This is a genomic window from Sphingomonas sp. Root720 (genome assembly GCF_001428605.1).
In the GTDB taxonomy this organism is placed as follows: domain Bacteria; phylum Pseudomonadota; class Alphaproteobacteria; order Sphingomonadales; family Sphingomonadaceae; genus Rhizorhabdus.
Genome location: NZ_LMID01000010.1, coordinates 358,515 through 380,142 on the forward strand (window position 1 = coordinate 358,515; position 21,628 = coordinate 380,142).

Annotated in this window: 19 protein-coding genes and 1 pseudogene; 8 read left to right on the top strand and 12 right to left on the bottom strand. The window is 68.7% G+C overall.

What is annotated here, in order from left to right:
- Nucleotides 1-19 precede the first annotated feature (19 nt).
- The 4 genes from ASE22_RS09035 to ASE22_RS09050 form a co-directional block, all read right to left on the bottom strand.
- Entirely contained in the window at nt 20-2,122 is a 2,103-nt protein-coding gene (locus ASE22_RS09035; protein ID WP_056357743.1) for a malate synthase G, read from the bottom strand.
- Between the two features lie 121 nt (nt 2,123-2,243).
- Nucleotides 2,244-2,456 carry a hypothetical protein gene (locus ASE22_RS09040; RefSeq protein WP_056357746.1) on the bottom strand — a complete coding sequence of 71 codons (213 nt, stop codon included), beginning with the start codon at nt 2,454-2,456 and terminating at the stop codon, nt 2,244-2,246.
- Nucleotides 2,457-2,549: 93 nt separating this feature from the next.
- Nucleotides 2,550-3,260, bottom strand: a complete 711-nt coding sequence (locus ASE22_RS09045; protein ID WP_056357747.1) for an anti-sigma factor family protein — start codon at nt 3,258-3,260, stop codon at nt 2,550-2,552.
- Complete coding sequence (locus ASE22_RS09050; RefSeq protein WP_056357750.1) at nt 3,257-3,748, bottom strand: RNA polymerase sigma factor; 492 nt, start codon at nt 3,746-3,748, stop codon at nt 3,257-3,259. The genes ASE22_RS09045 and ASE22_RS09050 overlap by 4 nt, the downstream gene beginning before the upstream one ends.
- Before the next feature lie 134 nt (nt 3,749-3,882).
- Between ASE22_RS09050 and ASE22_RS09055 the strand changes: the two genes are divergently transcribed.
- Both ASE22_RS09055 and ASE22_RS09060 read left to right on the top strand, forming a co-directional pair.
- Nucleotides 3,883-5,154: a S8 family serine peptidase gene (locus ASE22_RS09055; protein ID WP_235536231.1), complete on the top strand. Its 1,272-nt coding sequence runs from the start codon at nt 3,883-3,885 to the stop codon at nt 5,152-5,154.
- Nucleotides 5,155-5,262: 108 nt separating this feature from the next.
- Nucleotides 5,263-6,087, top strand: a complete 825-nt coding sequence (locus ASE22_RS09060) for a hypothetical protein (RefSeq protein ID WP_056357758.1) — start codon at nt 5,263-5,265, stop codon at nt 6,085-6,087.
- 185 nt (nt 6,088-6,272) lie between these two features.
- On the opposite strand, the gene ASE22_RS09065 is transcribed toward ASE22_RS09060, so the two are convergent.
- The 3 genes from ASE22_RS09065 to ASE22_RS09075 are packed head-to-tail and all read right to left on the bottom strand — an operon-like array spanning nt 6,273 to nt 8,717.
- Nucleotides 6,273-6,845: a Smr/MutS family protein gene (locus ASE22_RS09065; protein WP_056357762.1), complete on the bottom strand. Its 573-nt coding sequence runs from the start codon at nt 6,843-6,845 to the stop codon at nt 6,273-6,275.
- On the bottom strand, nt 6,823-8,070 hold the full coding sequence (mltA, locus tag ASE22_RS09070) for a murein transglycosylase A (protein ID WP_056357764.1): 1,248 nt from the start codon (nt 8,068-8,070) through the stop codon (nt 6,823-6,825). The genes ASE22_RS09065 and mltA overlap by 23 nt, the downstream gene beginning before the upstream one ends.
- Nucleotides 8,067-8,717, bottom strand: coding sequence for a Tim44/TimA family putative adaptor protein (locus tag ASE22_RS09075; protein ID WP_056357768.1), 651 nt, complete (start codon nt 8,715-8,717; stop codon nt 8,067-8,069). Before ASE22_RS09075 ends, mltA begins: the two co-directional genes overlap by 4 nt.
- A gap of 234 nt (nt 8,718-8,951) precedes the next feature.
- Here ASE22_RS09075 and secB point away from each other — a divergent pair, with 234 nt between their 5' ends.
- The 3 genes and pseudogenes from secB (at nt 8,952) to trpS (ending at nt 12,255) form a co-directional block, all read left to right on the top strand.
- Nucleotides 8,952-9,452, top strand: coding sequence for a protein-export chaperone SecB (gene secB / locus ASE22_RS09080; protein ID WP_056357771.1), 501 nt, complete (start codon nt 8,952-8,954; stop codon nt 9,450-9,452).
- Nucleotides 9,453-9,629: 177 nt separating this feature from the next.
- Nucleotides 9,630-11,207: a murein biosynthesis integral membrane protein MurJ gene (gene murJ, locus ASE22_RS09085; protein ID WP_056357775.1), complete on the top strand. Its 1,578-nt coding sequence runs from the start codon at nt 9,630-9,632 to the stop codon at nt 11,205-11,207.
- Between the two features lie 54 nt (nt 11,208-11,261).
- A pseudogene (gene trpS / locus ASE22_RS09090) lies at nt 11,262-12,255 on the top strand (tryptophan--tRNA ligase).
- A gap of 42 nt (nt 12,256-12,297) precedes the next feature.
- On the opposite strand, the gene topA reads toward trpS, so the two are convergent.
- From topA to plsY, 3 genes are all read right to left on the bottom strand, one after another.
- Nucleotides 12,298-14,859, bottom strand: a complete 2,562-nt coding sequence (gene topA, locus ASE22_RS09095; RefSeq protein WP_056357778.1) for a type I DNA topoisomerase — start codon at nt 14,857-14,859, stop codon at nt 12,298-12,300.
- A gap of 65 nt (nt 14,860-14,924) precedes the next feature.
- Nucleotides 14,925-16,016: a DNA-processing protein DprA gene (gene dprA, locus ASE22_RS09100; RefSeq protein WP_414886268.1), complete on the bottom strand. Its 1,092-nt coding sequence runs from the start codon at nt 16,014-16,016 to the stop codon at nt 14,925-14,927.
- Nucleotides 16,013-16,600 carry a glycerol-3-phosphate 1-O-acyltransferase PlsY gene (gene plsY, locus ASE22_RS09105; protein WP_056357780.1) on the bottom strand — a complete coding sequence of 196 codons (588 nt, stop codon included), beginning with the start codon at nt 16,598-16,600 and terminating at the stop codon, nt 16,013-16,015. The genes dprA and plsY overlap by 4 nt, the downstream gene beginning before the upstream one ends.
- A 157-nt stretch (nt 16,601-16,757) precedes the next feature.
- Between plsY and murI the strand changes: the two genes are divergently transcribed.
- Entirely contained in the window at nt 16,758-17,552 is a 795-nt protein-coding gene (murI, locus tag ASE22_RS09110) for a glutamate racemase (protein WP_056357783.1), read from the top strand.
- Nucleotides 17,553-17,679: 127 nt separating this feature from the next.
- A complete protein-coding gene (gene hemA, locus ASE22_RS09115) occupies nt 17,680-18,894 on the top strand; it encodes a 5-aminolevulinate synthase (RefSeq protein WP_056357787.1) in 1,215 nt (404 codons plus the stop codon).
- Between the two features lie 111 nt (nt 18,895-19,005).
- Here hemA and ASE22_RS27295 read toward each other — a convergent pair whose 3' ends face one another.
- Nucleotides 19,006-20,556 (bottom strand): methyl-accepting chemotaxis protein, encoded by a 1,551-nt coding sequence (locus ASE22_RS27295; protein WP_156397501.1) that lies wholly within the window; start codon nt 20,554-20,556, stop codon nt 19,006-19,008.
- A complete protein-coding gene (locus ASE22_RS09125) occupies nt 20,553-20,855 on the bottom strand; it encodes a hypothetical protein (protein WP_235536230.1) in 303 nt (100 codons plus the stop codon). The genes ASE22_RS27295 and ASE22_RS09125 overlap by 4 nt, the downstream gene beginning before the upstream one ends.
- Nucleotides 20,856-21,101: 246 nt before the next feature.
- On the opposite strand from ASE22_RS09125, the gene rimP reads away from it, so the two are divergent.
- A complete protein-coding gene (rimP, locus tag ASE22_RS09130; RefSeq protein WP_056357796.1) occupies nt 21,102-21,626 on the top strand; it encodes a ribosome maturation protein RimP in 525 nt (174 codons plus the stop codon).
- The last annotated feature ends 2 nt before the right edge of the window (nt 21,627-21,628 follow it).

Below are 21,628 nucleotides of genomic sequence, written 5' to 3' on the forward strand. Positions count from 1 at the left end.
CGCTGGCGTAACTACCTAATTAGCCCTCCGCCTTCACCTTCAGTCGAAACGCATGCAGCAGCGGCTCGGTATAGCCATTGGGCTGCTCGACGCCTTCGAACACCAGAGCGCGCGCCGCCTGGAAAGCGAGGCTCCCCTCCTCGTTGCCCGCCATCGGCCGGTAGAGCGGATCGCCCGCATTCTGCGCGTCGACCTTGACCGCCATGCGCTTGAGGGCGGCATCGACCTCCTCGCCCGAGGCGACGCCGTGCAGCATCCAGTTCGCCATGTGCTGCGACGAAATGCGCAGCGTGGCGCGATCCTCCATCAGGCCGACATCGGTGATGTCGGGAACCTTGGAGCAGCCCACCCCCTGGTCGATCCAGCGGACGACATAGCCGAGGATGCCCTGCGCATTGTTGTCGAGCTCGGCGCGGATCTCCTCTGGGCTCCAGTTCTTGCCCTGGGCCACCGGGATGGTCAGCAGTCGGTCGAGGCTCGCGACGGGCTCGGCCTTGCGCTCCGCCTGCCGGGCGAAGACGTCGACCGCATGATAATGCGTCGCGTGCAGGGTGGCGGCGGTCGGCGAGGGGACCCAGGCGGTGTTGGCGCCGGTCCTGGGATGGCCGATCTTCTGCGCGAGCATGTCGCCCATCTTGTCGGGCGCCGCCCACATGCCCTTGCCGATCTGCGCCTTGCCCGATAGCCCGCAGGCGAGGCCGATCTGGACGTTGCGGTCCTCATAGGCCGCGATCCAGTCGCTGGTCTTCATGTCGCCCTTGCGGATCATCGGCCCCGCCCGCATCGACGTGTGCATCTCGTCGCCGGTGCGGTCGAGGAAGCCGGTGTTGATGAACATGATCCGGTCCTTCACCGCCGCGATGCAGGCGGCGAGGCTGGCCGAGGTGCGGCGCTCCTCGTCCATCACGCCGACCTTCAGCGTATGGCGCGCCATGCCGAGCAGATCCTCGATCGCGTCGAACAGGCGGTTGGTGAAACCCGCCTCGTCGGGACCGTGCATCTTCGGCTTGACGATATAGACCGAGCCGGTGGCGCTGTTGCGGTACTTGCCGAGGCCCTTGATGTCGTGCAGCGCGATCAGGCTGGTGACGATGCCGTCGAGAATGCCCTCCGGCGCCTCGGACCCGTCGGCGAGCGACACGGCCGGCGTCGTCATCAGATGGCCGACGTTGCGGACGAAGACGAGGCTGCGGCCGCCGAGCGTGAAGCCCGTTCCGTCCGGTGCGGTATAGCCGCGGTCGCCGTTGAGACGGCGGGTCATCATCGCTCCGCCCTTCTCGAAACTGTCCTCGAGATCGCCCTTCATCAGGCCGAGCCAGTTGGCATAGGCGGCGACCTTGTCCTCGGCATCGACCGCCGCGACCGAATCCTCGAGGTCGCAGATCGTCGTCAGCGCCGATTCGAGGATGACGTCGGCGATGCCCGCCGGATCGTCCTTGCCGATCGGATGGCCGCGATCGATGACGACTTCGATATGCAGGCCGTTGTGCCGGAACAGCAGATTATCGCCCGCGCGGCCGACCAGTTGCGCCGGATCGGCGAGCGCCAGATCGCCGCCCGTCCAGTCCGCCCATGCGCACGCGGCGAGTGGCACCGCCTTGTCGAGGAAATCCTTGGCCCAGGCGATGACCTGGCCGCCGCGCGCGGCATCATAGCCCTTGCCGGCCGGCACGCCCGGAATCGCATCGGTGCCATAGAGCGCATCGTAGAGGCTGCCCCAGCGCGCATTGGCGGCGTTGAGCAGGAAGCGGGCGTTGAGGATCGGCACGACGAGCTGCGGACCTGCCATCGTCGCCAGTTCGGCATCGACATTGGCGGTGCCGACGGCAAAGGGCGCGGGCTCGGGGACCAGATAGCCGATCTCCGACAGGAACGCCTTGTACGCGGCCAGATCGACCGGCTTGCCGGCGCGCGCCAGGTGCCAGCTATCGATCTTCGCCTGGAGATCGTCGCGCGTGGCGAGAAGCGCGCCATTCTCGGGAGCAAATCGGGCGAAGATGTCCGCCGTGCCGCGCCAGAAGGCATCCGCGCCCAAGCCGGTGCCGGGGAGAGCCCGATCCTCGATAAAGCGGACCAGCGCCTCCGCGACCTTGAGCCCCGCCTTGTCGATCATCCCGGTCATTGTCGCCTCGCTGTGAAAATGGGTCGACGGGATTTAGCCCAATCGGCCATTCGACACTATCGGGACAATATGAGAAGGATCTATTCCTTGTAAGAACAGGTTGAGAAGACCGAGCTGCCGTCTATCCGCCCATCGGGCCGGTGCGGAACCAGCGGCGCGAAGCGCCGAGGCGCATCAGCTCGCAGCCGCAATGGCGGCAGGTCGCATGGACGACGCCGTTGATCTCGATCTTGCTCGAGCCGATCGCCGAGTGGCGGCCATTCTCGCAGTCGAGGGCACTGGCCTTGACGTTATCGGTATCTTTGGGCGCAGAATGGACCGGCTGGAGCGGCATGCGCGGAATCCTTCCGCAAGAGAGCGTGCCGCGGCTTTCCGCCCTCAACCTTGCGTGCATATTTCAGCGCTGCAACGAAGCTTATCCGATTTTTCAGCGCTTGTTCATTCCTACCCGCCAGCCGTCGTCGCGAGCGCGCCGCTCGGCATCGGCATCGAGCGGATCGCCCGCCATCATCTCCTGCGCGGCACTGAGAATATCGCCTGAGGCGCTTCCTGCCTGGCGATAGGCGCCGTGCTTCTCCGCACCGCCGGCGACGAAGCGTTCCAGCATCCAACCCTGCGGCTCACGGCAGCCCAGGCCGGCACCCGCGCTGCCGCTGAAGGTCCGGCAATAGCGGCGGTCGCGGCTGACGAAGCTGACGCCGACCCGGTAGACCGCGTCACCGGGGGTCGCGGCGAGATCCTTGTCGAGCGCTTCGGCCAGCGAACCCTCGGCCACGATCATGCCGTCGCGCAACTTCACCGGCCCGGCGGGGGTCCGGGGCAGCATCTGCCCCACCATAAGCCCGACCACCAGCGTCGCGGCCAGCGCAGCATAGCGCCCGCCCGAAGCCAACCAACCGCGCGGCTTGGCCGGAAAGGCGACGACGTTGGGAACCTGGCCGAGCGTCGCAGCGAGCCGCGGCGGGACCGGCTCGTCCGCGACCGGCGCGAAATGGCCGGCGATCCGCCGTCGCAGCGCACGCTGTCGCTCAACCGCATCGGCCAGCGCCGCATCGGTCTCCATCGCCCGCTCGAAGCGCAGCGCCTCGATCGGGCCGAGCTCGCCATCGACATAGGCCATGATCTGATCTTCGGTCACGCCGCTTCTCCCAGCATCTCCAGCAGCGCCTGCCGACCCCGCACCAGCCGCGAGGTGATCGTCCCCATCGGCAGGTCGAGCAACTCGGCGGCCTCCTTATAGGCCAGTCCCTCGACCAGGATCAGCGCGATCACCTCACGCTGCTCGGGCGGCAGCGCCGCCATCGCCCGGTCGACGTTGCCGAGCTCGACCCGGGCCTCGATGCGGCGGTCGTCCGCCTCTCCCACGAGGGCGCCTTCCTCCTCGGCGACGAAAGTCTCCGAGCGGCGCCGACGGGCGCGGACCTCGTCGATCCAGCAATTGCGCATGATCCTGTACATCCACGAATCCAGCCTGCTGCCCTGTTCCCAAAGCGCCTCCGCCTTCAGCGCGCGTTCGAGCGCGATCTGGCAGAGATCGTCGGCATCGGCGGCATCGATCGTCAGCGCACGCGCGAACCGCCGCAGCCTCGGCAGCAGATCGAGCAATGCACGTTCGAACTCGGTCAAGCCGCCTGATCCTTCCCGCGATGCCTCCGCACCGGCTTCACGGATGAAACGGATGATCCCGCCCGTTTCATCCCATGCAACCCGATGACGCCAAATCCGTTGTTCATAACGGTCATGAAAGGAAGTCGATCCCGATGCACTTTTGCAAGACCTTCCTGGTGGCAGTCGCGCTGGTCGCGACGACCGGCGGTGCGGTCGCGCAACTGCTGCCGCCCGTCGGCGGTGCGATCGGCCAGGCGGCCCAGGGCATCGGCCGGCTCGGCGAGACGGTCGGCGACGGGTTGTCCGAGACGGTCGACCGCACCGGCGGGCTGGTCGACCGGCTCGCGCGGCAGCGGATCGGCCGGCTCGACGCGCTCGTCCGCCGCAACCCGCAGGCGCTGGAGATCGACGAGCGCGGCGATCCGGCGGTGAAAGGCGAGTTGATCCTGGTTGACGCCACGCCGCAGGCCGTACAGGCGGCGACCCGCGCGGGCTTCGCCTTGATCGGCCAGGAAGCGATCGAAGGCCTCGATATCCGCACCGCGCGCCTGCGCGCGCCCGAAGGCATGAGCCTCGCCCGGGCCGAGCGCCGACTGCGCAAGCTCACGCCCGGCATCATGGTACAATCCAACCCGATCTACCAGCCGAGCGGGGCAGCAGCCGCGACACCGGCGCGCGGCGCGACCGCCCCCGCCATGAGGGGGCCCGGCGCGCCGATCGGCCTGATCGACGGCGGGATCGCCTCCCATCCCGCGCTCCCCGCCGGCATCGTCCAGCGCGGCTTCGCACGGGGTGCGCCCGCCCCGGGCGACCATGGCACCGCGATCGCATCGATCCTCGTCGGGCGCGGCGCGGTGCGCGGCGTTTCTCCCGAGAGCCGGCTGTTCGCCGCCGATGTATTCGGCCCCGATCCAGCGGGCGGCAGTGCGCTTGCCATCGCCCGCGCACTAGGCTGGCTCACGGCGAACGAGGTTGCGGTGGTCAACATCAGTCTGGCCGGCCCTGACAACCCCCTGCTCGCCCGCGCGGTCGCCGCCGCCGACCGGCGCGGACTGCTGATGGTCGCAGCGGTCGGCAATGACGGGGCGGCGGCCCCACCCGCCTTTCCCGCTTCCTATCCGCAGGTGATCGCCGTCACCGGCGTCGATACGCGCGAACGGCCATTGATAGAGGCGGGCAAGGCCCGCCATCTCGACTTCGCAGCCCCCGGCGCCGGCCTGATCGCGGCGACGGCGGGAGGCGCGACCGCAACGGTGCGCGGCACCTCCTATGCCGCCGCGTTCGTCGCCGGGCGGCTGGCGCGGCTGTCGGCGGCCGGGCGCCCGACACGGGCCCACGCGATCGCGCTGCTGGCCGCCGAAGCGCGCGGCAAGGGCCGGCTGATCGGGCGTGGAATCGTCTGCGCAGGCTGCGCAACCCACTGAACTTCAGTTAGAAATAATTTTTTTTCGGCGATTGGGGATGAAAGCCCGTCTCCCTTCCGTTGCTTCATCGAGCGGCACAGAAGCCGCCCACTGGAAAGGATGAGAGCGATGGACAGGACCTTTTTCGGCAGCGCGATCGCGGCGTTGGCCATCATCGCCGCTCCTGCCTCCGCCCAGCTTCTGGGCGGCGGTGGACTCGGCGGCGGGATCGGTGGTGGCCTTGGCGGTGCCGGCGGCATGGTCGGCGGAACCCTTGGCGGATCTGGCAGCCTGGGCGGTGGTGTTGGCCGGCTCGGCTCGGACCTGACCGGCAGCGCCAACGGCGCGGTCGCGGCGCGCGGCAACGGCAAGGTCGACCGCCGCAGCGGCAAGGTGTCGGGTAACGGCCAGGCCGGCGGTGGCCTGGGTACCGCGGTCACCAATGCGACCGGCGGCGCGACCGGTTCGGCGGGGGGCAGCGCTGACGCGCAGCTGGTGGGCACCGACGCGGTGCGCGGTGCGGCCGGTGCCGGCGCCTCGACGGCGCGGTCGACTGCCGGCCAAGCCGCCAGCGTCGTCGGCAACGCGAACGGCCTCGCCTCATCGGCCAACGGCGTCGCGTCGGCCGATCTGGCCGGGAGCGCCTCCGGCAGCCTCGGCCAGCTCGCGCTGGCGGGCAGCAGCGCCGCCAGCGCGGCGGGAAGCTTCGACGTCGCGCCCGGAATGGTGATCCAGGACGCACGCGGTCGGGCGATCGGCACCGTACGGGACGTCCGCTCGACGGCGCGCGGCACCGTCCAGTCGGTGGTGATGCAGGTCGGCGATGCCACCGCGACGCTGCCCGCCGCCAATTTCAGCGGCTCGGGCAACGTCCTCCTATCCGCGATGGGCAAGAGCGAGGTGAAGAAGGCCGCGAAGGATCAGAACCGATCGGCGGCCACGAAGACCGACTGAATGACGGGGGCGCCGCGCGACCAACCCCCGGGCGCCCCCGCTATTGGTCCTGCTGACCCGGGACCGAGGAGACCGTGCCGTCTGGAGGCGGCACGGTCTTTCCGCGATCGGCAAGCTGCGGGGGGTCATGGCTGGCAGGTACCGATCTCCTCGCCCCGACATCCCCTGCCCCTGTCGGCCGGGTCCTACTCCCGCTCGCGGCGCAGGATCAGGTAGAGGGCGCCCGCACCGCCATGGCGCGGATGCGCGTTGCGGACGGCGGCTATGCGCGAGGCGTGCCGCGAGCTTTGCAGCCAGCTTCCGATCGAGGCGCGGATAAGACCGCGCCGAGGACGTCCGTCGAGGCCGCGATCATCGTCGCGCGGCGGCTTGCCGGTGATCAGCAGCAGCACGCGAACCCCCTCTGCCACCGCCTGGTCGAGGATGCGGTCGAGCAGCCCCTGCGCGCTCGCGAGCGTGTGGCCGTGCAGGTCGATCGTCCATTCGGGCTGGGTGACGCCGCGCCGCAACCGTCTGTCCCAGCCGCCGTCGAGGCTGTCGGCCAGTGGCTTCTGCTGGGTGACCGGAGTGGCGGCCGGGACGCGCAAGGGTGGTATTCGGCCCTTCTGCGCCTTCAGCACAGCCGTGGCGGGCGCCGCGCCATCGACGGCGCTCTTGTCGGCGGAAGAGACTTTGGGGCTCCTGCGGGCGATCGGCCGGACCGTCGCGGTCACGCGCTGCCAGAGCGCGTCCTCGTCAGGATCGAGCCGCCGAGTCACGCTGCTCGGCCAGCCGCGCCGCCGCCGCGCGCGGGATCAGCAGCCAGGCCTGGCCGCGCCCGCTCATGCCGCCGGCGATCGTGCGCGCCTGTTCGCCGGCGCCCCAGAATGTATCGAAGCGATTGGCGCCCTTGATCGCGCCGCCGGTGTCCTGCGCGACCCACAGCCCATTGGCCTCGGGCCGGTCGAGCTGCAGCACGACCGGCGCTCCGAGCGGCACGAACGCCGGGTCGGCAGCGACGGTCACGCGCCCCGTGACCGCGACGTTCATCGCACCGAGCGGGCCGGCTCCGGTCAGCTCGCGAAAGAATATCCAGCTCTTGTTCTCGCGCATGATCGCGTCGCCCTCGGCCGGATTGGCGCGCAGCCAGGCCATCACGCCCTGCATCGAGAGCTGGCCGGGGCCGAGCAGCCCGCGATCGCGCATCAGCTTGCCGATGCCGACATATTCGCGGCCATTCTGGCCGTCATAGCCGATCCGCATTACCGACCCGTCGGGCAGACGCAGCCGCCCGGACCCCTGGACCTGAAGGAAGAAGAACTCGACCGGATCGGCGGCATAGCCGATCTCCAGCGCGCGGCCGCTGAGAGCGCCATCCTCGATCTGGCCGCGATCGGGATATGGCAACAATTTGCCGCCCTGGACCTTGCCGCGAATCTTCTTGCCCTTCATCTCGGGAAAGAAGTCCCCGAGATCGCCTTCGACCAGGTCGGGCGGCCGCTTGTAAACGGGAACGTCATAGCCCGGCGCCCGGGTACGCGACCCGGCGATTTCGGGCTCGTAATAGCCGGTGGCATAAGCGCGGCCGTCGCCGATCCGCACCACCGCGAGCTGGTTGGCGAAGAAGGCGGCTGCGTCTCGGTCGGGCCAGCCGGTCGCCTGCATACAGGCCTGCGACCAGTCACCCGACCGGGTCAGGCCGCTCTGGTCGGTGCGGCGCTGCAAGCCCGGACAGGACAGGCGGAAGGCGGCGAGCGCGGCGCGCGCGGCATCGGCGTTGATCGCGAAGCTGGCAAAGGCCGGCCCCGGCTGCACGCCGCTTTCAACGGCGGTGGCCGGTTTCGCCTCCGCGGTCGGTGGCGCCGCTACCGGCGGCCTTGGCGGCTCCGGCCGCACGGGATGGTGCACCGGCGGACGATGTTGCGGAGCGCGGGGTGTCGGGACGACTGTACAGGCCGAGAGCATCGCCAGAGCGGCGAGCCCCGCGCAAAACCGGCGGGTCACGCCGCCTCGTCGGTTTCGACCAGGGTCCAGTTCGGATCTTCGGAACGGACGTGCCGGCTGAAGGTCCAGACGTCGTGCGTGGGAACCGCATCGGTCAGCGAGCCGGCGACGACGTTGCCTTCGCCATCGCGTGTGACGGCGGCGATATCGGCATCGAAGCGCACGGTGACCTGGGCGGTCTGTCCGTTCATCCGCGCCTGCTCGATCACGGCGGTCTCGATCGAGACGAGCCGGTTGTCGAGCACCTCGTCCGCCGCGCGGCGCTCGGCGATGGCGGAGGCGAAGGCCTCGTAGACATCGTCCTCGGTCAGGCGGCGCAGCGATTCCTCGTCCCCGCGCCAATAAGCCTCGAGGATCATGCGATAGGCCGAGCGGGCGCCCTCGAGGAACTGCGCGGCATCGAAGCTGCCGTCGGCCGACTGGATCGCGCGGACGCCGGCTTCGGCCCGCGGCTCGACCACGGCGGGACGCGCCGGCGCTGCGGGCGTGGTGTTTTCGGGCAGCGATCGGCCGGCGCCGATCGGCGCGGGAGCGGCTTCGGCGGGACGCGCGATCGTCTGCTCATGCCCGGTGCGGCGGCCCAGCACGCTCCACAGCCGGAACGCGACAAAAAGAAACACCATCGCAAGAATGACAATCGTGGTCACCGGACCTCCATACGCTTCCGAACATCCAACATAGGGACAATGACGGCAATATTCAAATGACTCGCGGACACGCCGGAGGTTCCCTGTCCCGCCGCCCGCCCGACTTGGGCGGTATCATGGGGCGCCATGGCCGCCATTGCTCCGCCCCGCCCCGCCTGCTAGGCGCGGGACGCATTGCCGGACGCGGTCGGAAGCCCGTGCCCCCGGCTCCCACATTCGATGGAAAGACAGACGATGAGTGAAGAGACGGGCGCCGCCGATACGCTGACCAATGGCGAGGACCACCTGCCGCAGGTCGCGCTGATCGCCCAATATGTGAAAGACCTGTCGTTCGAGAATCCGAGCGCGCCGGGCATCTACCAGGCGCCGGAACAGCCGAAGATCGACGTCCAGTTCAACATAGGTTCGCAGCAGGCGGGCGACGACGTCTACGAGGTTGCGCTCAAGATCGAGATCAAGGCGACGCAGGGCGACATGACCGCCTATGTCGTCGACCTCGTCTATGCGGGCCTGTTCGGCATCCGCAACGTGCCCGAGGAGCATCTCCCCCCCTTCCTCCTCGCCGAGGCGCCCCGCCTGCTTTTCCCCTTTGCACGCCGTGTCGCCGCCGACGCGATTCGCGACGGCAACTTCCCGTCGCTGGTGCTCGAGCCGATCGACTTCGGCGCGCTCTACATGCAGCAGGCCGAGCAGCAGACGGCGCTCGCCGAATCGCAGCCGGCGGGCGAAGCCTGAGAGCTGGCGACCCTTCCCGTTCCTCCCTGAGCAAGGCTCGGGGAGGGGGACCGGCAAAGCCGGTGGAGGGGTTTGCGACCCTGTTTCGACGGTGCCGCCGGGGATGAGCGGGATTACCCCTCCACCCAACTATCTGCGCTCCCGCTCTCCGCGCTGCGCGCAGGGAGGAATCGAGCCATGAGCCTCATCCGCGCCAGCGCCACGATCGGCGGGCTGACCCTGGTCAGCCGTGTGCTCGGCTTCCTGCGCGACATGCTGATGGCGCGCTTCGTCGGCGCCGGCTTCGCCTCGGACGCCTTCCTGATCGCCTGGCGGCTGCCCAACCTGTTCCGCGCGCTGTTCGCGGAGGGGGCCTTCTCGGCGGCGTTCGTGCCGATGTTCAATCGCACCGTCGCCCAGGCAGAGGCGAACGAGCCCGGCAACGGGCTCGCAATAGCGCTGCGCTTCGCGGAGGATGTCCTTTCGGTCCTGCTGCCCTTCCTGATCCTCTTCACCGCCGCGATGATGCTCGCGGCGGGGCCGATCGTCTGGGCGATGACCGGCGGCTTCCCCGACGGCGGCCCCGAGAAGTTCGCGCTGGCGACCCAATATACGCGGATCACCTTCCCCTATCTGATGCTGATCTCGCTGGTCTCGCTGCTCGGCGGCATCCTCAATTCGCTCAACCGCTTCTGGGTCAACGCCGCCGCACCGATCCTGCTCAACCTCTGCCTGATCGCCGGCCTGGTCTTTTTCCGCGGCCACAGCGAGGTCGAGACCGCGCGGACGCAGGCGATCGCGGTCACCGTGTCGGGCGTGCTGCAACTCGCCTGGCTGGTCCTCGCCTGCTGGCAGGCGGGGGTGCGGCTGCGTATCCGCCTCCCGCGCCTGAGCCCCGAGGTGAAGGCGCTGCTGGCATTGATCGGTCCCGCGGCGATCGGCGCGGGTGCCGTCCAGTTCAACCTGCTGATCTCGACCACGCTCGCGGCGCGCTTCCTGCCCGAGGGCTCGGTCTCCTACCTTTATTATGCCGACCGGCTGAACCAGCTTCCGCTGGGGTTGATTGGCATCGGCGTCGGCACCGCGATGCTGCCCAGCCTGTCGCGTCAGCTCGGCGGGGGCGATGCCCAGGCCGCGCTCGACACGCAGAACCGGGCGATCGAGCTGGTGCTGCTGCTCACCCTGCCCGCCACTGCCGCGCTGATGGTATCGGCGACCCCGCTGATCCGCGCGCTGCTCCAGCATGGCGCGTTCACGGCCTATGACACGATAGCCAGCGCCCGTGCGCTCGCCGCCTTCTCGCTGGGCCTGCCCGCCTATGTGCTGATCAAGGTGCTGACGCCGGGCTTCTATGCGCGCGCCGACACGAAGACACCGGTACGGATCGCGCTGGTGGCGATGCTGGTAAACCTGGTCCTCAACCTGATCCTGATCTGGCCGCTCGCGCATGTCGGGCTCGCCCTGTCGACCGCGATCTCGGCGTGGGTCAACGCGATCCTGCTCTACGTCACGCTGCGCCGCCGCGACCATTTCGCGGTCGACGACCGGCTGCGGCGCACCGGCGTCCGACTGATCGCCGCAACCCTGGCGATGGGCGCGTTGCTTTTCTTCCTGAACCCGTGGATCGATCCCTGGACGGGGCGCAGCCTGATCGAGCGGGTCGCCGCGCTGGGAGCGATGATCGTCACGGCGGCGATCGTCTATTTCGGGCTGGTGTTCGGGCTCGGCGCCTATTCGGTCGCGACCTTGAAGGGGCAGTTGCGGCGGAAGCGGTGATCCTTTCGCCGTTCCGCTTGGCCTCCCCTTCGCCGCGTCCCAAAGCCCGGCACCATGGCCCACAAGCGCACCATCTCGGGTATCCAGCCCACCGGCAACCTGCACCTCGGCAATTATCTCGGTGCGATCGGCGCTGGGTGCAGATGCAGGAGGAGGGCGAGTGCCTGTACTTCCTCGCCGATCTGCACGCCATCAGCGTGTACAACGAGCCGGCGACGCTCACCGCGAACATTCGCGAGATGGCGGCGGCGCTGGTCGCGTGCGGGATCGATCCCGACAAGGCGATCTTGTTCCGCCAGCGCGACGTGCCGGCGCATGCCGAGCTGTGCTGGTTGCTCAACGGTACCGCCCGCACCGGCTGGCTGAACCGCATGACCCAGTTCAAGGAGAAGTCGGGCAAGAACCGCGAGGGCGCCTCGATCGGGCTCTATGCCTATCCGGTGCTGCAGGCGGCCGACGTGCTGCTCTACCAGGCGACCCATGTCTCGGTGGGCGAGGACCAGAAGCAGCATCTCGAACTGGCGCGCGACATCGCGGCCAAGTTCAACGGCGACTTCGCGGTCGAGCTGTTCACCCTGCCCGAGCCCGTGATCGGCGGCGCGGCGGCGCGGTGATGAGTCTGCGCGACGGCACCGCGAAGATGTCCAAGTCCGACCCGTCGGACGTGAGTCGCATCAACCTGACCGACGACGCCGAGACGATCATGTCGAAGGTCCGCAAGGCCAAGACCGATCCCGAGCCGCTGCCGGACACGGTCGATGGCCTGGAAGGCCGCTCCGAGACGCGCAACCTGGTCGACATCTATGCCGCGATGACCAACACGACCCCGGCCGAGGTGCTCGCGCAATTCGGCGGCCAGGGCTTCGGCGCGTTCAAGCCCGCGCTCGGCGAGTTGCTCGCCGGCAAGCTCGGGCCGATCGCCGAGCGGCTGAAGGCGCTGAAGGCGAATCCCGAGGAGCTCGACGCGATCCTCGCCAAAGGCGCCGAAAAAGCCCGCATGCTCGCGGCACCGACGCTGGCCGCGGCCTACAAGGCAATGGGGCTGTAAGAGCTTCCCGCCCCTCTCCCGCCTTCGCGGGAGAGGGGGCGATCACGCCTTTGCGGCAGCCTTCTTCGCCGGCGTCTTCTTTGCTGCGGGTGCCTTCTTCGCGGCCGGAGCCTTTTTCGGCGCCGCCTTCTTCTTGCCCTTGGCCGGCGGTCCCTTCGCCGCGCGCGCCGCGAGCAGTTCGAGCGCCGCCTCGGGCGTCAGTTCGTCGGGATTGGCGGTCTTGGGCAGGGTCGCGTTGGTCTCGCCGTCGGTGACATAGGGACCGAAGCGCCCCGCCATCAGCTTGACCTCGCTGCCCGTAACCGGGCTGGCGCCGAAGGTCTTGAGCGGTTCGGCCTTGCCGCGCTGGCGCCCGCCGCCGTTCGCGGCCTCGGCAAGCTTGACGACGGCGGCGTTCATTCCGGTCTCGAACACCTCGGCGGTCGATCCCAGCCGCGCATATTTGCCGTCATGCGCCAGATAGGGCCCGAAGCGGCCGATCGACGCGGTGATCGGATGGCCGGTCTCCGGATGCGGGCCGACCAGGCGCGGCAGCGACAGCAGCTTGAGCGCCCAGCCGAGGTCGAGATCCTCGCCGGGCACGTCCTTCGGGATCGACGAGCGCTTGGCCTCCTTGCCGTCGCCGAGCTGGATATAGGGGCCGAACCGCCCCGCCCGCTTCGACACCTCCAGACCGCTGTCCGGATCGGTGCCGATCACGACCGGGCCGGCATCGGCACCTTCGTTGGCGGCGCCCGCCTGCGCAAAGCGGCGGGTGAACTTGCACTCGGGATAGTTGGAGCAGGCGATGAAGGCGCCGAAGCGCCCGCCGCGCAACGACAGCCTGCCGTCCTGACAGACCGGGCAGAGCCTCGGATCGGTGCCGTCGCCCTTGTCCGGGAAGAGGTAGGGGGCAAGAAACTCGTCGAGCGCCGCGGTGACCTCCGACGGCTTCTGCTCCATCACTTCGGCGGTCTTGGGCTTGAAATCCTTCCAGAAGGCTTCGAGCACCGCCTGCCAGCCGGCCCGTCCGCCCGACACGTCGTCGAGGCTCTCCTCGAGGCCGGCGGTATAGTCGTAGCTGACATAGCGCTCGAAGAAGCGTTCGAGGAAGCTCGTCACCAGCCGCCCGCTCTCGTTCGGCGTGAAGCGGTTCTTCTCGACCGTGACATAGTCGCGGTCCTTGAGCGTCTGGAGGATCGAGGCATAGGTCGACGGCCGGCCGATGCCCAGCTCCTCCATCTTCTTGACCAGGCTGGCTTCCGAATAGCGCGGCGGCGGCTGGGTGAAATGCTGCTCGGCGTCGACCTTCTTCTTCGCCGGGCTGTCGCCGTCCTTCATCCGAGGCAGGCGGCGGGACTCCTCGTCGCCCTCATCGTCGCGGCCCTCCTCGTAAAGTGCGAGATAGCCGGGGAAGAGGACGACCTGACCGGTCGCACGCAGGTTATGCTGGCCGGTGCCCTCGACGAGATCGACCGTCGTCCGCTCGAGCCGCGCCGATGCCATCTGGCTGGCCAGAGCGCGCTTGAAGATCAGATCGTAGAGCCGGCCATGATCGCCGCTGCCGGCGCGGTCCTTCGAGAAGTCGGTCGGGCGGATCGCTTCATGCGCTTCCTGCGCGTTCTTGGCCTTGGCGACATATTGCCGCGGCTTGTCGGGCACATAGGAGGCGTCGTAGCGATTCGCGATCGCGCCGCGCGCGGCGGAGATGGCGCTGCCGTCCATCTGGACGCCGTCGGTCCGCATATAGGTGATCGCGCCGTCCTCGTAGAGCGCCTGGGCGATCCGCATCGTGTGGCTGGCCGAGAAGCCGAGCTTGCGCGCCGCTTCCTGCTGCAGGGTCGAGGTGGTGAAGGGCGGCGGCGGATTGCGGGTGAGCGGCTTGGTCTCGACGCTGGCAACCGCGAAGCGGCCCGCCTCGACGTCGGCCTTCGCCGCCTCGGCATCCTTGCCGTTGCCGATCGTCAGCCGCTCGATCTTCTCGCCCTTCCAGCGGACGAGACGCGTGACGAACGGGATGCCGTCATGCTCCATGTCGGCGGTGACCGACCAATATTCCTGCGTCTTGAACAGCTCGATCTCGCGCTCGCGATCGACGACGAGGCGCAGCGCCACCGACTGGACGCGGCCGGCCGACTTGGCCCCGGGCAGTTTGCGCCACAACACCGGCGACAGCGTAAAGCCGACCAGATAGTCGAGCGCGCGGCGGGCGCGGTAGGCATCGATGAGATCCTCGTCGAGCGCGCGCGGATTGGCCATCGCTTCGAGCACCGCCGCCTTGGTGATCGCGTTGAAAGTGACGCGCTGGACATCCTTGGGCAGTGCGCGGCGCTTGCCGAGCACTTCCTTGACATGCCAGCTGATCGCCTCGCCCTCGCGATCGGGGTCGGTGGCGAGGATCAGCGTGTCGGCATTCTTCGCCTCGTCGGCGATCGCCTTCAGCTGGCGGGTCTTGTCCGCATAGGCCTCCCATTCCATCGCGAAGCCATTGTCCGGATCGACAGATCCGTCCTTGGCCGGCAGATCTCGGATGTGACCATAGGAGGCGAGCACGCGGTGCCCCGGCCCCAGATATTTTTCGATGGTCTTTGCCTTGGCGGGGGATTCGACGACGACGAGCTTCATGGGGCTTAGGCTATCCTCTTACGTACGCGTACACGTACGAGGGTGGATAGACTGGACGACCGCCGTCAAGGGGCGATCAGGCTGACCCGTCCGCCCGCATGTCGATCGAGCCGTCCGGCCAGCTCGAGTTCGAGCAGGACCATCTGCACGATGGCGGCGGGAACGCCGCTTTGTCTAATCAGCTCGTCGATCGGCAGCGGCACCGGCCCCAGCAGGTCGGTCAGCCTGGCGCGGGTCGGCTCGTCCGCGTCCACGGGCACCGGCGCGGCGAAACCGCCTATGGCGGGAGCGGCGACACCCCCGATCGGGCTCAGCGCCTCGATGATGTCCGCCGCCGACTGGACCAGGGTGGCGCCCTCGCGAATCATAAGGTTGCACCCCTGCGCGCGCGGATCGAGCGGCGAGCCAGGCACCGCCATCACCTCCCGCCCGAATTCGGTCGCGAGTCGCGCGGTGATCAGCGAGCCCGACTTGGGCGCCGCCTCGACCACCACGGTGCCCGCCGCCAGCCCGGCGATGATCCGATTGCGATAGGGGAAATGCCGCGCGCGCGGCTCGATGCCTGGGGGCTGTTCGGCGATCAGCAGGCCACGCTCGGCAATCTCTTCCTGCAGCGCCGCATTTTCCGGCGGATAGACGATATCGATGCCGCCCGCGATCACCGCCGCCGTCCCCGTGGCGATCGACCCGGTGTGGGCCGCCGTGTCGATTCCGCGCGCCAGGCCCGACACGACCAGCCAACCGGCCTCGCCCAGGCCGTGCGCCAGCATCCGGGCGAAGCGGATCGCCGCCCCGCTGGCGTTGCGCGCGCCGACGATCGCGACGACGCGCCGTCCGAGCAGGGCCGCCTCTCCCCTGATGATCAATGCGGGCGGCGCGGTGTCGATCTCGTCGAGCAGCGCCGGATAGCCGGCCTCGCCGCGAAACAGATACCGGGCACCGAGCCGATCGACCCGCTCCATCTCGTCCTGGGCGATCCGGGGTGGAGGAATGACGGGCAGCTGGCCCCCGCCCCGCCGGGCGAGATCGGGCAGGGCCGCCAGGGCGGCGGCCCCGCTGCCGAAGCGGTGGATCAGGTTGGAATAGGCGACCGGGCCGATACGCGGCGTGCGGATCAGGCGCAGCCGGGAAAGGCGCTCCTCCCGATCCAGGTTCAGCCCTCGCCGACTTTGGGTTCGGTGCCGTCGAGCAGGCGGGTGATGTTGCCGCGGTGCTTCCAGACGACGAACAGGGTCATCACCAGCATCACCAGCACCGCGTCGGACTGCCCACCCGCCGCCGCCGCGATCGGGGCCGCCACGGCACCCGACATGCCGCCGACCGAAGAACGACGGGTCAGCGCCAGCATCGCCAGCCAGACCACCGCAAAGGCGATCCCCGCCGGCCACCACGCCGCCAGCGAGACGCCGAGCATCGTCGCCACCCCCTTGCCGCCGTTGAATTTCAGCCAGACGGGATAGAGATGGCCGATGAACGCGGCGGCGCCCGCCCAGAGCGCGATGTCCGGCTGCACCAGATGCGCCAGCAGGACCGCCGCCGCACCCTTGCCGCCGTCGAGCAGCAGCGTCGCCGCCGCCAACCCCTTGCGCCCCGTGCGCAGGACGTTGGTCGCGCCGATATTGCCCGAGCCTATCCGCCGCAGGTCTCCCGCGCCGCCGAGCCGCGTCAGGACGATGCCGAACGGGATCGAACCGAGCAGATAGGCGCCGATAAGCAGCAGGATGATGGTGAAGGACGGCATGGACGGACAGTCTCTCCCGAAACGGCATGCGCACCATAATCGATGGCGCCCGCCGCGCAACACGCACTAATGCACAAAGTTACGGGTACGGCACGATCAATCGGCTTGGCTCCGGGTCGCTGTTGCGGGTAGCCGAGTCGCATCCTAAGGGGGCGCCATGTCCGACGATCGTCCGATCCTGATGTTCGATTCCGGCGTGGGCGGGCTTTCGGTCCTGGCGCCGACCCGCGCGCTGCTGCCGCAGGCCTCCTATGTCTACGTCGCCGATAACGGCGGCTTCCCATATGGTATCCGAAGCGAAGCCGAGATCGCGGCACGCGTGCCGGCGCTACTCGGTCGGCTGGTGGAGCGCTATCGTCCCCGGTTGGTGGTGATCGCCTGCAACACCGCGTCGACGATCGCGCTCGCCGCGGTGCGCGCCGCGCTCGACCTGCCGATCGTCGGCACCGTGCCCGCGATCAAGCCCGCCGCCGAGCGGTCCGGCTCCCGCGCGATCGGCGTACTGGGCACCGACGCGACGGTGCGACAGCCCTATGTCGACGACCTGTCCGCGCGCTTCGCATCCGATTGCCTGGTGCTGCGCCACGGCTCGGCACGGCTCGTCGAGCTCGCCGAGGCCAAGCTGCGTGGCGAGGCGGCCGATCCGGCAGACTATCGCGCCGTGCTCGACGGCCTGCTCGGCCAGCCGGGCGGCGACCGGATCGACACGGTGGTACTCGCCTGCACCCATTTCCCGCTGGTGGAGGCCGAGCTTTCGGCCGCCGCGCCGCGCCCGCTGGGCTTCGTCGACGGCGGTCCGGGAATCGCCCGGCGCGTCGCCCATCTGACCGACGGCCAGGACTGGCCGGCCGTGCCGACGGGCGAAGCCGTCTTCACCGCGCCGCTCGAGATCGGTAATGCCTTGCGAGCCGGGCTGGCCGCGCGCGGGCTCGATCGGATCTCGGTCCTTTGAGCCGAAACGCGCGATTCGCCGATCGCTCCTATTGGGAATAGTTCGCACTGGCTTTTGCCGGGGCTTGGCCGTAAAAGGCCACCCGTTTCAGCCCCTTGGCAAAGCGGGGCACTGGGGAGCAAGGCTCTTGGACTACCAGCGCGTATTCACCCAGGCGATCGACCGCCTGCACGCCGAAGGCCGTTACCGGGTGTTCATCGACATCCTGCGCAACAAGGGCATGTTCCCCAATGCGCGATGCTTCGCGGGCCATAACGGTCCGAAGCCGGTCACCGTATGGTGCTCGAACGATTATCTGGCGATGGGCCAGCACCCCAAGGTGATCGCCGCGATGGAGGAAGCGCTCCACGACGTCGGCGCCGGTTCGGGCGGCACCCGCAACATCGGCGGCAACACCCATTATCACGTCGATCTCGAATATGAGCTCGCCGACCTGCACGAGAAGGAGGGCGCCCTGCTCTTCACCTCGGGCTATGTCTCGAACGAGGCGACCCTGTCGACACTCGCCAAGGTGCTGCCGGGCTGCGTCATCTTCTCGGACGAGCTGAACCACGCCTCGATGATCGCGGGCATCCGCAACTCGGGCTGCGAGAAGCGCGTCTTCCGCCACAACGATCTCGAGCATCTCGAGGAGCTGCTGGCTGCCGAGGACCCCGAGGCGCCCAAGCTGATCGCCTTCGAGAGCGTCTATTCGATGGACGGCGACATCGCCCCGATCCACGCGATCTGCGACCTGGCCGACAAGTACAACGCGCTGACCTATCTCGACGAGGTCCATGCGGTCGGCATGTACGGCCCCCGCGGCGGCGGCATCTCCGACCGTGACGGCGCCGCCAAGCGGCTGACGGTGATCGAGGGCACGCTGGGCAAGGCGTTCGGCGTGATGGGCGGCTATATCGCGGCCGACCAGATGATCATCGACGTGATCCGGTCCTATGCGCCGGGTTTCATCTTCACCACGTCGCTCTCGCCGGTGCTGGTCGCGGGCGCCCTCGCCAGCGTCAAGCATCTCAAGGCATCGGCAGCGGAGCGCGAGGGGCAGCAGGCCGCCGCCGCGACGCTCAAGACGATGTTCGCCGATGCCGGCCTTCCCGTGATGGAGACGGTGACCCACATCGTCCCACTGATGGTCGGCGATCCGGTCAAGGCCAAGAAGGTCTCGGACATCCTGCTCGCCGAATATGGCGTCTATGTGCAGCCTATCAATTACCCGACCGTGCCGCGCGGTACCGAGCGTCTGCGCTTCACCCCCGGCCCGGCGCACAGCGAAGAGATGATGCGCGAACTGACCCAGGCTCTCGTCGAGATCTGGAGCCGGATGGAGATGAAGCTGGCGGCTTGAGGCTATTCGTTTGATTTGGCCCTCAGGCGCCGGGCGCGAGGCATCCGCCGCGCTTGGCGGAGGCCCGGCGCCCGGCGCCTGAGGGCAGCCCGTAATAGCGGGCAAAACAAACTACGCCGCCTTGAGCCGCTGGACGAAGGTCTGGGTCGCCTCCTGCAGATTCACCGCCTGGCCCAGCAACTCGCCAGCGGCGCCACGCACCTGGCTCGACAGCTTCCCCGCCTCGTTGGCGACCTCGGCGACCTTGCCGATGCGTTCCGCCATCTCGTCGGCGCCCTCGGCGGTGCTCTGCGCGTTGACCTCGAGCAACTGCGCAGTGCGGCGCTGATCGGACAGCATCGCGCGCATCTGCATCACCGCCGCGGCAAGGTCCTCGACCACCCGGGAGACGTCGCCCAGCGAACCTTCCGCGATCCGCGCGCCGGCATGGACGCCGTCGATCAACGCGCTGATCTCGGCCGTCGCGCCTGCGGCCTGGCTGGCGAGCATCTTCACTTCGGTGGCGACCACGGCGAAGCCCTGGCCCGCCGCGCCGGCGCGCGCTGCCTCGATCGAGGCGTTGAGCGCAAGCAGGTTGGTATGCGAGGCGATCGCCCGGATGCGGCCGGTGAATTCGCCGATGTCGGTCGCACGGGTCGACAAGGCGCGCACCGCCTGGTCGCCCGTCGCCGAATTGGCCCGGGCGCGGGCGCCCAGCTCGGCCTGCTGGTCGATGCCGGCGGCGATCCCGGCGATCGAATGGGAGAGCTTGGCGACGCTGCCCGCGACCGCACGCGCGGCGTCCGAGGCGCGCGCGGCGCGTTCGGCGACGGCAGCGCTCTGCCGGCCGCTGTCGTTTGCGAGGTCGCTAAGCGCGGCAGCGGTCACCTCGAGCTGCGAGGCGGCCGAACCGACCGAGCCGACGACATGCTGGACCGAGCCTTCGAACTGCTCGGCGAGCGCAAGCAGGTCGCGGGTCCGTGCGGCGCTCGCCGCCCTTTCGCCTTCCTTGCGCAGGCTGCGCTCGGCTGCGGCGCGCGCCTCGGCGCTGGCGGTCGCCGCCAGCGCACCTTCGGCGGCCTTCTGTGCTTCGCGTGCGTCGATCATCGCCGCTTCGGCCTCGCGGGCCAATCGATCGCTTTCGTAGCGCGCACGTCCCTGATCGAGGAGAAGCGCCCGCATCTGGTCGGTAACATAGGCCAGCATCGCGCATTGCAGCACCACGGCGACGGCGTGGATCATCACGCGCACGATGTTGCCGCTGCCGGAGAACACCCATTGCGGCGCGATATAATCGAGCAACAGGTGGTGAAGCGCGATCAGCCCTGACGCGAGCAGGATCGGACGCCAGTCGCAAAGAATCGCGAGGCCCGCCAGGGCGACGAAGAAATACATGTGCATGTCCATCTGCCACTGATGGCCATGCAGCGCGTAGACGAGGAGCGCCGGCTGGACGGCGGCGAGGACGCCGACGATCATCCGCGCCTGTCCGTCGAAACGGCGGCGCAACACGACCCAACTCGGCAAGATGTTGACGATCGCCGACACGAGCAACGCGGGCAGACTGGGTCGGATCAGGCCCACCAGCATGGCCAGCCCGAACATCGCGGTGAAGACCAGGCTACAGCATGTGATCAGCTGGATGCCGCGGCGACGCAGTTCGTCGAGTTCGACCACCCTCATCCTTCACCTTCCTCCGTCACGGCAGCTCCGCACAGCAGCGGCGGCGCCGAAAGGATGATCACCCCGTCGGCCAGCGACATCCCGTCGAGCCGGGCGCGTTCGCCGACGACAACCAGCGATCCTGCGACCGGCCCGGCACCGAGCAGCCTCGCGCCGCCATTGACCGCCGCCGCGGGCAACGCAGCCGCGCTACCGGGCGACAGCGGCACGAGCAGCATGCGTCCGCGCGCGGGTGGTGCGAAGGCGAACCCGACCATCGCCGCGACGACCGCGCCGGTCTGAATCAGCGTGAGAGACATGCGACCATCCATCACGGCCCTTTAGGGACAGGTTGGTTATCGAAAACCTAATCGTGGCGGCCCGCCGGCCGCGGGAGCCGCTTCCTTCGACTAAGGTCCAAGCTTTCCGACAGTTTCGCCTTTCCTTATTGCCCTGCATAGCGACTTCCCCTATATCGCGCCTACTTCTCGACATTGGAAACTTTGCCGGGGCCGGGGGCGGAAGCTTCCGGCGCAACAACTGCTGCGTTTCGAACGGGAGCTGGAATGGCGGACATCGCCGCGATTACGAAACTGATCGAGCCCGAGGCGGAAGCCCTGGGCCTGCAGCTCGTGCGCGTGGCCTTCTTCGGCGGCAAGAGCGATCCGACCCTCCAGGTGATGGCCGAACGGCCCGACACCCGCCAGCTCGACATCACCGATTGCGAGGCACTGTCGCGGCGAATCTCGGAGAAGTTCGACGAACTCGACCCGATCGAGGAAGCCTACCGGCTCGAGGTCAGCTCCCCCGGCATCGACCGGCCGCTGACGCGGGTGAAGGACTGGGCCGACTGGTCGGGCTTCGACGCGCGGGTCAAGCTCGCCGAGCCGCTCGACGGCCGCAAACAGTTCGACGGGCGCATCATCGCCAGCGATGGCGACTCGGTGACGCTGGGTGTAAACAAGCTGGGTGAGGTGAAGGTACCGCTGGCACGGATCGCCGGCGCGAAGCTGATCCTGACCGACGCTCTCATCAAGGCCACCGCGCCCCTCTCGACCGAGGGCGCGGACAAGATTCAACTGGAAGGATAAGT

Coding starts and splice junctions, on each gene's coding strand:
- ASE22_RS09035 (WP_056357743.1), bottom strand. CDS start 2,122: ATGACCGGGATGATCGACAAGGCGGGGCTCAAGGTCGCGGAGGCGCTG.
- ASE22_RS09040 (WP_056357746.1), bottom strand. CDS start 2,456: ATGCCGCTCCAGCCGGTCCATTCTGCGCCCAAAGATACCGATAACGTC.
- ASE22_RS09055 (WP_235536231.1), top strand. CDS start 3,883: ATGCACTTTTGCAAGACCTTCCTGGTGGCAGTCGCGCTGGTCGCGACG.
- ASE22_RS09060 (WP_056357758.1), top strand. CDS start 5,263: ATGGACAGGACCTTTTTCGGCAGCGCGATCGCGGCGTTGGCCATCATC.
- secB (WP_056357771.1), top strand. CDS start 8,952: ATGAGTGAAGAGACGGGCGCCGCCGATACGCTGACCAATGGCGAGGAC.
- murJ (WP_056357775.1), top strand. CDS start 9,630: ATGAGCCTCATCCGCGCCAGCGCCACGATCGGCGGGCTGACCCTGGTC.
- topA (WP_056357778.1), bottom strand. CDS start 14,859: ATGAAGCTCGTCGTCGTCGAATCCCCCGCCAAGGCAAAGACCATCGAA.
- plsY (WP_056357780.1), bottom strand. CDS start 16,600: ATGCCGTCCTTCACCATCATCCTGCTGCTTATCGGCGCCTATCTGCTC.
- murI (WP_056357783.1), top strand. CDS start 16,758: ATGTCCGACGATCGTCCGATCCTGATGTTCGATTCCGGCGTGGGCGGG.
- ASE22_RS27295 (WP_156397501.1), bottom strand. CDS start 20,556: ATGAGGGTGGTCGAACTCGACGAACTGCGTCGCCGCGGCATCCAGCTG.
- ASE22_RS09125 (WP_235536230.1), bottom strand. CDS start 20,855: ATGTCTCTCACGCTGATTCAGACCGGCGCGGTCGTCGCGGCGATGGTC.
- rimP (WP_056357796.1), top strand. CDS start 21,102: ATGGCGGACATCGCCGCGATTACGAAACTGATCGAGCCCGAGGCGGAA.